This is a genomic window from Staphylococcus sp. GDX8P54P (assembly GCF_017893165.1).
GTDB lineage: Bacteria > Bacillota > Bacilli > Staphylococcales > Staphylococcaceae > Staphylococcus > Staphylococcus borealis.
In genome coordinates, this window is sequence record NZ_JAESMM010000053.1 from 1 (window position 1) to 267 (window position 267).

The following is a 267-nucleotide window of genomic DNA, read 5'->3' on the forward strand; positions in this document are numbered from 1 at the left end:
TTTTGAAAAAAATCAAGTTGCAGTTATACCATTAACAAAAGGGATAAGCTATGAAGAACATTCATCTAAAAGTGGTTCAACAGGCAAGTCTGATTTCGGAGATTTAAGAGCATTAGTTCAAGATATCTTAATTTACGTATCAAGAGTGGTTGGCGTTACACCGTCACTGATTTTAGGTGAAAATGCAGATTTAGATAAAGCAATTGAAGCAACTAATAAATTTTGTTTTAAGCCTTTAATGAAAAAGCTTGAAACAGAATTAAATGC

General features: G+C 31.5%; 1 pseudogene. It reads left to right on the forward strand.

The window, feature by feature from the left end:
* Positions 1 to 267: pseudogene (locus KA909_RS13595) on the forward strand (phage portal protein); the annotation flags it as partial.